Source organism: Rhodoplanes sp. JGI PP 4-B12, assembly GCF_900188135.1.
The window spans coordinates 1-10,434 of sequence record NZ_FYEN01000010.1; the positions used below are offsets into that span (position 1 = coordinate 1).

Annotated in this window: 11 protein-coding genes; 8 read left to right on the plus strand and 3 right to left on the minus strand. The window is 57.2% G+C overall.

Annotation, left to right across the window (positions count from 1 at the left end):
• The 3 genes from CFA80_RS00655 to CFA80_RS00665 form a co-directional block, all read left to right on the plus strand.
• Nucleotides 1-481 (plus strand): branched-chain amino acid ABC transporter permease (locus CFA80_RS00655; protein WP_143549657.1); only part of this gene is annotated, 481 nt, incomplete at its 5' end.
• Nucleotides 474-1,232: an ABC transporter ATP-binding protein gene (locus CFA80_RS00660; protein ID WP_088518460.1), complete on the plus strand. Its 759-nt coding sequence runs from the start codon at nt 474-476 to the stop codon at nt 1,230-1,232. The genes CFA80_RS00655 and CFA80_RS00660, both read left to right, overlap by 8 nt.
• A 1-nt stretch (nt 1,233) precedes the next feature.
• Nucleotides 1,234-1,947, plus strand: coding sequence for an ABC transporter ATP-binding protein (locus CFA80_RS00665; RefSeq protein ID WP_088518448.1), 714 nt, complete (start codon nt 1,234-1,236; stop codon nt 1,945-1,947).
• 24 nt (nt 1,948-1,971) lie between these two features.
• Here CFA80_RS00665 and CFA80_RS00670 read toward each other — a convergent pair whose 3' ends face one another.
• Together CFA80_RS00670 and CFA80_RS00680 are read right to left on the minus strand one after the other, a co-directional pair.
• On the minus strand, nt 1,972-2,877 hold the full coding sequence (locus CFA80_RS00670; protein WP_143549658.1) for an SEL1-like repeat protein: 906 nt from the start codon (nt 2,875-2,877) through the stop codon (nt 1,972-1,974).
• A 607-nt stretch (nt 2,878-3,484) separates the two neighbouring features.
• Entirely contained in the window at nt 3,485-3,850 is a 366-nt protein-coding gene (locus CFA80_RS00680; protein WP_088518451.1) for a hypothetical protein, read from the minus strand.
• Nucleotides 3,851-4,171: 321 nt separating this feature from the next.
• On the opposite strand from CFA80_RS00680, the gene CFA80_RS00685 reads away from it, so the two are divergent.
• The 5 genes from CFA80_RS00685 to CFA80_RS00705 all read left to right on the plus strand — a co-directional run bounded on the left by CFA80_RS00685 (nt 4,172) and on the right by CFA80_RS00705 (nt 8,440).
• Complete coding sequence (locus tag CFA80_RS00685; protein WP_159454601.1) at nt 4,172-5,080, plus strand: J domain-containing protein; 909 nt, start codon at nt 4,172-4,174, stop codon at nt 5,078-5,080.
• A gap of 250 nt (nt 5,081-5,330) precedes the next feature.
• Nucleotides 5,331-6,140 (plus strand): outer membrane beta-barrel protein, encoded by an 810-nt coding sequence (locus CFA80_RS00690; protein ID WP_159454602.1) that lies wholly within the window; start codon nt 5,331-5,333, stop codon nt 6,138-6,140.
• Between the two features lie 198 nt (nt 6,141-6,338).
• Entirely contained in the window at nt 6,339-7,217 is an 879-nt protein-coding gene (locus tag CFA80_RS00695) for a class I SAM-dependent methyltransferase (RefSeq protein WP_088518454.1), read from the plus strand.
• Between the two features lie 189 nt (nt 7,218-7,406).
• Nucleotides 7,407-8,111, plus strand: a complete 705-nt coding sequence (locus tag CFA80_RS00700; RefSeq protein WP_088518455.1) for a glycosyltransferase family 2 protein — start codon at nt 7,407-7,409, stop codon at nt 8,109-8,111.
• On the plus strand, nt 8,108-8,440 hold the full coding sequence (locus CFA80_RS00705; protein WP_088518456.1) for a DUF2304 family protein: 333 nt from the start codon (nt 8,108-8,110) through the stop codon (nt 8,438-8,440). The genes CFA80_RS00700 and CFA80_RS00705 overlap by 4 nt, the downstream gene beginning before the upstream one ends.
• Here CFA80_RS00705 and CFA80_RS00710 read toward each other — a convergent pair.
• Entirely contained in the window at nt 8,379-9,797 is a 1,419-nt protein-coding gene (locus tag CFA80_RS00710) for a hypothetical protein (protein WP_088518457.1), read from the minus strand. The genes CFA80_RS00705 and CFA80_RS00710 overlap by 62 nt on opposite strands.
• Nucleotides 9,798-10,434 lie beyond the last annotated feature (637 nt).

Genomic DNA, 10,434 nt, shown 5'->3' on the forward strand with positions numbered 1-10,434 from the left:
CGATCTCACCAACAGGACTGTTTTCTATTATGTTTGTCTCGGGCTGCTGCTGGTCAGCATTTATTTGGTGTGGCGCATCGTCAATTCGCGCTTCGGCATGGTGATCCAAGGCGCGCGCTCGAATGAACGACGCATGCGCGCGATCGGCTTCCCAACATTCCGCTATAGGCTGGTCTGTTTCGTGATCGCCGGAGCAATGTGCGGGCTTGCCGGCGCACTGCTCGCCAATCACACCGATTTTATCAGTCCGGCTATGATGCACTGGACGCGCTCGGGCGATCTCATCGTTATGGTGGTGCTTGGCGGCATGCAGGCGATGTTCGGCCCGCTCATTGGCGCGCTCACGTTTTTGGTACTGGAGGAGGGACTCTCACGCGTTACGGTATATTCGAATCTGATCCTTGGCCCGTTCCTGCTTGTCGTGGCGATCTCGATGCATGGCGGGATCGATAGCTTAATTGCCGGATCTCGCCGTGGCTGAGATCCTGCTCGAAGTCGAACGCCTGACCAAGCGGTTTGGCGGCGTAATCGCGGCCGACGAAATTTCGCTAGCTGTTCCGGCCGGTGAACTGCACGCGATCATCGGCCCGAACGGCGCCGGCAAATCAACCCTGATCGGTCAATTGAGCGGGGAAGTTGTTCCGGATAGCGGACGCATTCGTTTTGACGGTCGCGAGATAACGAACCTACCGGTTTATCGGCGCAGCCGGTTAGGCCTTGCGCGCTCTTTCCAGGTCACAACGCTGTTTCCGGATTTCACAGCGCTCGACAATATCGCGCTTTCGGTGCAGGCCCATGCCGGCCACTCGTTTCGCTTTTGGCGAAACGCGCGTGACGAACCCGAATTGCGTGAACCGGCGCAAGCGGCGCTGGCGCGCGTGGGTCTGATCGAACGAGCCAGCGCTCTGGTCGCTGATCTCAGTCATGGTGAACGGCGGCAGCTAGAAATCGCCATGGCCCTTGCTGCTCGGCCACGCATGCTGCTGCTCGATGAGCCGATGGCGGGGATGGGTCTCGAAGAATCCGCACGTTTATTGGAAATGCTGCGTGCGCTGAAGGGCAGCATCACCGTGATACTGATCGAGCATGATATCGATGCGGTCTTCGCATTGGCGGATCGCATCAGCGTCCTGGTCTATGGACGCATTATCGCTTCTGGCGACCCGGCGGCCATTCGCGCCGATCCAGGCGTGCGCGAAGCTTACCTCGGCGAAGGTGCGGTCGATGGCTGACATGTCCGATTCGCTTCTTGAATTGCGCGACATAGAGACGAGCTATGGATTGAGCCGTGTTCTCTTCGGCGTGTCGCTCATCATCGGGCGGGGGGAGATGGTTTCGCTGCTCGGCCGCAACGGCATGGGCAAGACCACAACAGTACGCTCAATCATGGGACTTACTCCCGCCGCGGCCGGCTCGATCCGGTTCGGCGGCGAAGAGATCCGCTTACTTCCTGCCTACCGGATCGCCAAGCGCGGCGTCGGCTTGGTTCCGGAAGGGCGGCAGGTATTCCCAAACCTCACCGCCCGCGAGAATCTCGTTGCAACCGCGGCAAATCACGGAGGCACCACCGAGCCATGGACGCTCGAAAAGGTCATGGCGCTGTTTCCGCGCCTCGCCGAACGGGCGAGCAGCATGGCGAACTTGCTGTCAGGAGGCGAACAGCAGATGCTCGCCATTGGCCGTGCCTTGATGACCAATCCACGTCTTCTCATTCTGGACGAGGCGACCGAGGGCTTGGCGCCCCGCGTGCGTGACGAAATTTGGCGTTCGCTCGAACGGCTGCGTGCCGGTGGGCAATCGATCCTGGTTATTGATAAAAACGTAAAGGCGCTGACCCGCATAGCCGACCGCCATTACATTATTGAGCGCGGGCGTGTGGTATGGGTCGGAAGCTCGCAGCAATTGGCGCAAGCGCCTGCAATTCAGCATCGCTATCTAGGGATTTGACCGCTCGCAATGCATGGCGCGCTCTTAGCGAGCCGCATCGAGCCCGGCCAGTCGCTGCAATGCGGCGTTGGAGCCAAGCTCTGCGGCGCGCTGGTACCATTGCCGCGCCTGCGCGATATCCGGCGTCGTCCCGATTGCGCCGAGACGCTGCATCACAACCGGATCGAAAGTCGCGCCGACTGCAAGAGCCGCCTCGGCGCTGCCGGCTTCGGCGGCGCGCCGTAGCAGGAGCCGCGCCGCGGCGAGATCGCCGTTGGCGATGAATTCGTTGCCGCGCTTGACCAACATTTCGAGTTCGCCACTGTCGAGCCGAAGTGCCGGACGATTGTCGGGCCGCGGCGCCGGTTGGGCCGGTGGAGGTGCAATTGATTGCGCCGGCACTGGCGTGACGGCAATTGCGTTGACAGACGCACCAGATAAAGGGGCAGCCGCAACTACAGCAGGTGCAGCAAGCACATTCGCGGTAGCCGCTTCCTCCATCTGCGGTGCAGCTATCGCAGGTCGCGGCAGCTCCACATCAACGCGGTTGACGCGATTGCCAGAAATGGCTGAGGTGGAAACCTCGGCCGGCATGATTCCGATCGGCTTTTCTATGCCGTGATAGGAGACCATGCCCCACGCCACCAAAGCGGCGAAGCTGATAACCCCGCACAGCCGGATTAGGATAGGCCGTACGACCGACCCGGCTTTAGCAGATGGCTCCGGGATCAGGTTGGGATTGCGCGCGAGCTGACGCTGCAGTTCCAGCATCGCGCGGTCGCCGCTGAATTGGGGAGCGAGCGTCGTCGGATTGCGATTACGTTCGTTAGTGTCAGTCAATGGTGTGGCTGGGCGTCCGGCGATCTCGGCGGGTACCCGCTCACGAGCCCAAGGCGGCGCGTACATCAATGCCGGATCAATGTCTTCATCGAGGTGTATCGGAGAACTCATGATCGCCTCCCGCGCTTTCAAGCTCCGATGTCACAAATAAACGGTCCGATCCCCCTACGATTGCCGCTGCCGTACTACCACTTGATCGAATAGATATCGTTCGGATCGCTCGAAACGATAGTGATTGTGTTGGCGTTCAGACGTTCGCCGAGCGCACCAACATTGTGGTTATTCGCTATCGGTCGCATACCGGCGCGCTCGGTGGGAAAATTGGACATCGTTGCAATCGACAGAACCGATGCCAATACGCCAATGACCTGAATTGGCCGGTACGGCCGCCGCAAGCGTCCCCTCATTAGTAGCCCCCGAGCGGCGAACCCGCCTTTACGCAAACACACATTGCGCGGCAGAGCCGCAACGTCTGACACCAACACTCGCCGCGCTTGCAGAGACGGACACGCTATTATTTGCCACACGTGTCCCGCACGGACTTTTGTCAAAGGTCGGCAAGCATTGGGGCGGCTATATGATTATGGTTGGATGATTCCAAGGCTCGGTTGCCGCAGCTCTGCGGTTCGCGCCATGCGAGCGGTCGCAGGTACGATCCATCAACGGCTTCGGCGGCGCGAAACTCCGGCACGAGTGCCGTAAGGCGGCGACACGCTGGTCAGCAGTCCACGCCCGGAGAGTCCGGCAGTCGCTTCACGCTTTCGGAGATGATCTTGCTGAGTTGCATCACCTGCTGGCTCAAGGCGGCATATTCTACAATTTCACGATGAATGCGGTCGCCGTCGGAACGCAGTTTTTCGCGCAGATCCCGCAAATCTCCAATAAGAGCGTCAATCTCACGCGTCGAGTTGCCCGATACCCGGCGAAGCAGCGCGCTCAAGCTATTGGCGGTCGCTTCGCCGTTTGCGGTATCGCCCTGACGAAATGCTGCGCCGTTATGTCCAAGCGTCCGGACGTTTTCCTCAAAATCGAGGTCCGCTGATTTTAGATTTCCAGATGACTGGACCGGCTGGACATAATTCATAACACCACCCCTCATAACCGTTCGCTTCCTCTGCGGACGCCAACCGGATGGCCGCATGAAAATGTGACCACTTCGCGACTCATCAGTGCTTTTGCGGTTTCTCTTTCGTATTCGTATTTCCGAATGCGGACAGGTTCGTAGTGCTTGACTATTTTTTGCCAATCTCTTGCCCCGAGGTGGTCTGAATCGAAGATTTAGCTGAGTTGAACGGATGGGTACGTTCGAGGCGCAGAATGGCGTGCAGACTATTGAACAAAGTGAGTAAAAGCGTCTCGTGCTATGCTTGAACCTGGCGGCGGGGGCGATCTTTCGGCAGCGTTCGTGAATGCGATTTTACTCGCCCTTTGGGCGGTGCTGCCGGCGTTGGTTATTGGTTATGCGCGCGCATTTTTGCTTGCGCGACGGCATCGACCGGAATTCATGTTGCAAAAATCCGAAAGGAGCGAATTAGACCGCGCCGTTGCGGTGTATGGAACGATTCGCCGTCGTCTTGAGCAAATCCGTGAAAGCAATGAGCTGATAAACGGCTTTTGGCGCACCGCTTTAAGCCGCCATGCCAATATTCCCGAGCCGGACGACGAACTCGAGGATCTAAAAGCTCATGCTCAGCATTTGCAGGCGATGATCTCCCGCCTGCGAAGCCAACCGCTTTTTCGACTGAGGTCCTGGATGCATAGAAAGTGTATGCATTTCGCGATGGGCTATGCGATTGCGGTCTACATTGTGACGTTCGCGCTTCTGTGGTTGCTCGCGTTCGGTGTCTCCGATCAGTCGGCTTGGGCGCAGGAATTGCAGACTGTGTCGAGCAACACGGCTGTCTGGTATCCGTTCGATGAGGGGATTTTTGACGCCAATGCTGCGGCCATTGCCTTCGCAACCGTTGCAATGCCGCTCATTTACCTGGTTCGGCGGTACAGTTTGCGTCGGCAGTACAGTCTGGAATTTTACGTGTTTACCGATCTAGCGGATATCGGGACGAACGAGTCGATTTATGACGCTGAATTTGTCTTCGATCGTTATGCGAGCGACGGTCACTGGATTCGCATTCTCGGGGTTTCCGAGTCGGCTACGGTTGAAGAGGTCAAAAAAGCCTATAAGACCCTGATCAAACAAAACCACCCCGATCGGGTGCAGGGCATGTCACAGGCGTTCAAAAAACTTGCCGAGACAGAAACCAAAAAGATCAACGCTGCCTATCGGCAAGCCCTGAATTCAGCCTCGCCTGCCTAAGGTCGTTCGCTACGCCTTTCGGAATTCACACCCATAATGTGTGAATTGTTCCGATTTTTGTGGCAGGCGCGCCACACCATGCGGCAAAACACGGGGAAAACCGCTGAACAGACTCCTGCTGATCGGGAAACCCGGTAAAGTGAGCTCAATTCATTTCGTCTAGGAAGAACTCATGCGAGAGGTCTTACGGCGCGCGGCGCTTTCCACGCTACTGATAGGCGCCGCATTGAGCTCTGCGAGGGCGGCTGACATGGCGGTCAAAGCGCCGCCGCCTCCGCCCAAGGCGGCGGTCGCCACATGGACCGGATACTACGCCGGCGTGAACATCGGTTATGGGATTGGAGACGATCCTACCACGGTGAGTACGGTAAGCGGCGCGGCGTTTCCGGGCCTCACACCTGGAACGCCCATCTACGGAGCGCCGCGCTCATTCTCCATCGATCCGAAGGGCGTCATCGGCGGTGGGCAGGTCGGCTATAATTTGCAGTTCGCGCCGTCCTGGGTTGCCGGTTTCGAAGCCGATATCCAAGGCAGCGGTATGAGAAACCAGCAGAACTGCATCATCCCCTGCGGAGCTCCAATATCGACGGTACCGACCGGCTTCCTCACATTCTTTCCGGTCACATTCTCCACCTTGTCAGAAGAGCATAAAATCGACTGGTTCGGGACTGTTCGGGGACGTTTCGGATACGCCGCTGGCCCGGTCCTGGTTTATGCGACAGGTGGCCTCGCCTACGGTGAAGTCAACCGGAACGGCAATGTCGTGGGCCAGACGAATTTCATTTTGGGGGGAACCGTCAACAGCTTTGCGGGGTCTTACAGCGCAAGTTCAACCAAGGCCGGATGGACGCTTGGCGGCGGCGTCGAAGGACAGTTGACGACCAATTGGTCCGTGAAAGCCGAATATCTCTATATCGATCTCGGCACCACGACCGACAGTTTCAGCACTTTCTATACATCGGGCTTCCCAGCCACGGGACAGGCGGGACTCCGAACCGTCACTTCTTCTTTTCGCGAGAACATCTTCCGCGCCGGCCTCAACTATAAATGGGGCGGCTAGGGTCGAAGACATCACCCCTTCTGCTATTTAAGCGGCCGCCGTATTCCGAACGCTTGCCGGGATCTGCATCAACTTCAGCGGATCGCTTCGGCGGGGATGGCTTGCGAAGCCAGTTGACTCCCCGCGATCCCCACATTGAGTTTTGACGCTCCTTCGGCTCCAGTGTCCACTTGAACATAAACGGAGCCTGACACGGTCGTGCCAGACGCAGACAAAATCGGCGTGCAGCTCACTTGTCCCGCCTGCGCGCGCGCGACGGAACATCGGAAATTATATTCCAAGAATTCCTGCGATATTTTCCAATGCATTCAATGCGGCCTGGGCCGCTCCGAATGCGCTAATTTTGACGTCCGTGACTACTATACGGAGGATTATTTCTCCGGGGAGCACAGCGACGGCTATGCCGATTATTGCGCCAGCGAGCCGGTGTTGCGCCGCGAATTTGCTCGCACGGTACAATTCGTTCGCCAGTATCGGAGTGGCGGGCGGCTTTTAGAGATTGGATGCGCCTATGGCTTTTTTCTCGAAGAGGCGCGTCAGTTCTACGATGTGGCAGGAATCGAAATCGCAGACGCCGCCGCTGTATTTTGCCAAAGACGCGGCCTTACGGTTATCAATGGAATGGCGGACGAGGATAATCTCGCGCGCTTTGGTATGATGGACGTTATTGTCCTGCTTGACGTCATTGAGCACCTACCCGATCCGCAATCGACCTTGGCACTATGCCGGCGTTATTTGAACCCTGGCGGGGTCATTATTATTACCACTGGCGACTTTTCCTCTCTTTACGCGCGAGTTGCCGGACGGAATTGGCGCTTAATGACGCCCCCGCAGCACCTTTGGTATTTCACCCCCGAGAGCATGCGACGGCTCGCGCAAACGGTGCAGTTGAAATTGGAGACTTCCGAGCACCCTTGGAAACTCGTCCCGTTGGCCTTGATCGAGTTTCAGGTGCGCCGTTTGCTCGGCGCAAGGCGAGCAATGTCGACTGGCCTCATGAGCCGCATTGGCATTCCGGTGAATTTGTTCGATGCGATGCGATGCGTGCTGCGCCGCCCAGACGCGGGCCCGACTTAACAAGCGAGCCCCTCAAATTCGCTTCCCGACGCTGCATTAACTACTCTCGGGCACCGATACGGGGGTGGCAATTGCTTTGCCATGACGCCTCCGCCCGGCGTAGTATCGTTGGGAACAAACATCGCTGTCACTGGTTGTTGGTATCGGCCTTGGGCGGATTTTGGTTGCGTTTTTGGGTAGGGCCGGACCGTGACTGCGGATAAGCAAAAAGAGTTTGACGGAGGATCGATCTGGATCGTTATTGCCGCCTTTAACGAGGCTGCGGTAATCGGACCCATTATCTCAGACGTTGTGGGCCGAAGCTATCGCGTGGCGGTTATCGATGACGGCTCGCAAGACGCAACGGGGCAAATTGCGTTGGCTGCGGGCGCCACTGTCGTCACGCATCCGGTCAACTTTGGGCAGGGCGCGGCGCTTCAGACCGGCATCAAGTTCGCGCTGCAGCGCGACGCCAGCTACATCGTGACATTCGATGCCGATGGGCAGCACCGTCCCTCGGATATTCCGCGTCTCATCAACGCTCTGACGGATAGTAAGGCAGCCTATGCGCTCGGCAGCCGATTCCTTGGCAGTTCGCATGGCATGCCGTTCGGACGCCGGCTTCTGCTGCAAGCCGCGATCTGGTTCACGCGCGCCGTTACGGGTCTTCGGCTTAGCGATACCCATAACGGCTTGCGCGCGATGACCCGAGAAGGGGCAAGCCGCATTTCGTTGCGACAAAACCGGATGGCCCATGCCAGCGAACTCCTCGAGCAAATCGCGGCGAGCGGATTGCCGTATGTCGAGGTGCCCGTGACGATCGATTACACGCGTTATTCGCTGGCCAAAGGCCAAGGGTTGGCCGATTCAGTGACCATCTTGTTCGACCTCTCAGTGCAAAAGCTGCATCGATGATCGCTCAAATCGGGTTCTCGATTCTACTCGCAGGTGTGATGGTCTATGCCTGGACCGAATATCGGCGGGCGCCGGTGATCGCAATCCTTGCCTTGCTGGCCGCAATCGCGGGCCTTTATTTCGTGTGGCTGCCGACCCATGCAACCAGGCTCGCGGCCTTGGTTGGCATTGGCCGTGGCGTTGACCTTATTATCTACATTTGGGTTGTTATCAGCCTGATCTTGCTGCTCAACCTGCATCTCAAACTTCGCTCGCAAGCCGAGCTGATTACGGTTCTGATGCGAGAAATCGCGGTCGCCAGCGCCCGTACGGCAGAACCGAGCAAATGATCCAGGCGGCGCCAACCGAATACGGGCCGATCAGGATTAGATTATAACGCGTATAGTGATTGCCGACAGCAGCGTGCAAACCCAGCATCAGCACGGCGGGCACGGCGTATAATACCAGCAAAGGTTCGCGCGTGCGCACCGCCTGCAGCAGCGACGCTATGAACAAAGGCAGAAGCAGCAAGGTAACGATTCCGCCGGGCCAAGCGCCACACCACGCCAGCGGAATGTTCACCAACAGATAGCGCCACCAATTCGTCTGCATTTCATCGTGCACAAGGCGGCCGATCAACGGATCAAGTTCGCCATGCTGCTCGCGCAGGGCATCGCGCCGGTCGCGTCCATTATGAAAGAAACTCGCCGGCGTATGGAATACGAAGCGATGCATGGAGTCAGTGCCGTAGACTTTGTCGAACAGCAGATCTCCAATGCCGGGAGCGCAATAGGGGAATGCAAGCAAAAATTCTTGTGGCGTCATGTCATCATAAGCAAAACGTTCGACCAATGCTGCCGAAGCATATTCGTTCGTGAGACTGAATTTTCCGATCGAGACGTAATTACGCGCCATCCACGGCCCCGTTATGCATGCAAAAGTGGCGGCAAACATCACCGAATGAGCGCCGATCAGATTTCGCGGAATTTTTGCAATCTTGAAGCCGAAAAAGACAACGATCGCGATCGTGATTGGAAACAGCGCGGTAAACGATGGCTTCGTCAGGCATAACAGTCCGAGCACGGCGCCGGCGATGGCGAATCTGACAGCCGCGGGCGCGATCAAGGCTCTCAGAAGCGTCCAGGCGAAGACGCTATAGAACGCAAATATTGCGCTTTCGGTCATTACAAATGAAAAAATATGGGCCTCACTCGCCAGAGCTGCGGTCGCAAACAGTCCGGCGAAAAGGAAGATCCATTGCGTTCGCCGGAAGATCAGCTCGGCCGCGAAGCCTACGACCGCCACCGCAATCGCAAGCAGCGCAGCACTAAGAATACGGATCGGCGTTTCATACGCTTCGCATGTGGATTCGTCCCGATGACCGCGATTGGAGTCGACACTGCAACGGACCGCCTCGGCAAACCGCTGATCGAGATTCATCACCGCGAGTATCATCGCCGGGAATACCGGGCCAAAGAACATACCCGGCTGCGCCGGCTGGACCGAACTGTCGACCGGGTCGAAAATTCCATCACTGAATACGCCGTAGCGGTCCAGGTCATACGCGATGGTGACATAAAATACCTGATCGAAATCGCGCAGCTTCCAGTCCGGGCGGCTCAAAATGCTCAGCCCGAGAACAAGGAAAGCCACTAGGACGATGCCTACCTTAGTGGTTCGAACTGCAAGCAGTCGACGATCAGCCATTATTGCTGCCGGATGGCCCTAAACACGTTTCAATGCGATGGCGATACGCTATTCGCCAAGGCTTTGGAATCAAAACTCACGCTGCTCGAGGGAGGTAATACGAAGTTACGCAGCAAGAAAATGCTTGGACCGCGAGCTGCGATTCGTCTGCGCTCGCTGAGGGAACAAATTCTCTGATGTCAATGGCATAAATTTCGGCTCGGCCGGAACTTAACGGCGGTTCTCGGATTTGTCGGAGGTCCAACCCAAGCTGGAGATCAGTATGGACACGACGGATCGATTTCTCAGATTTGCCGCCGAATGCGAAGCAATGGCCAAGATCAGCCCCAGTCGCGAAAACAAGATATTTTGGAATGGCTTAGCCCAGCGATGGTTACGCTGTGCGCAACTGACGGAGAAACTCGATAGCGATCTTCAGTCGTTTGGGCTTAAGCGACGGCAGGCCCGAAGCCAAATGCGGAGCATGGCTCATTGATTGGCGGGCCTAGGATTCGTTAAAGGCACTGATTTCTCGTTAGCCCCAAAAATTTGAATAGGATTTGAGCGACCGCCGGGGTTTCGGCCGAGGCTCGCAGCATAGCAATGCGCGGCTTTGGCGGAGGTTCGCCAATTATTGTTTAAATTCTAATAATGACAA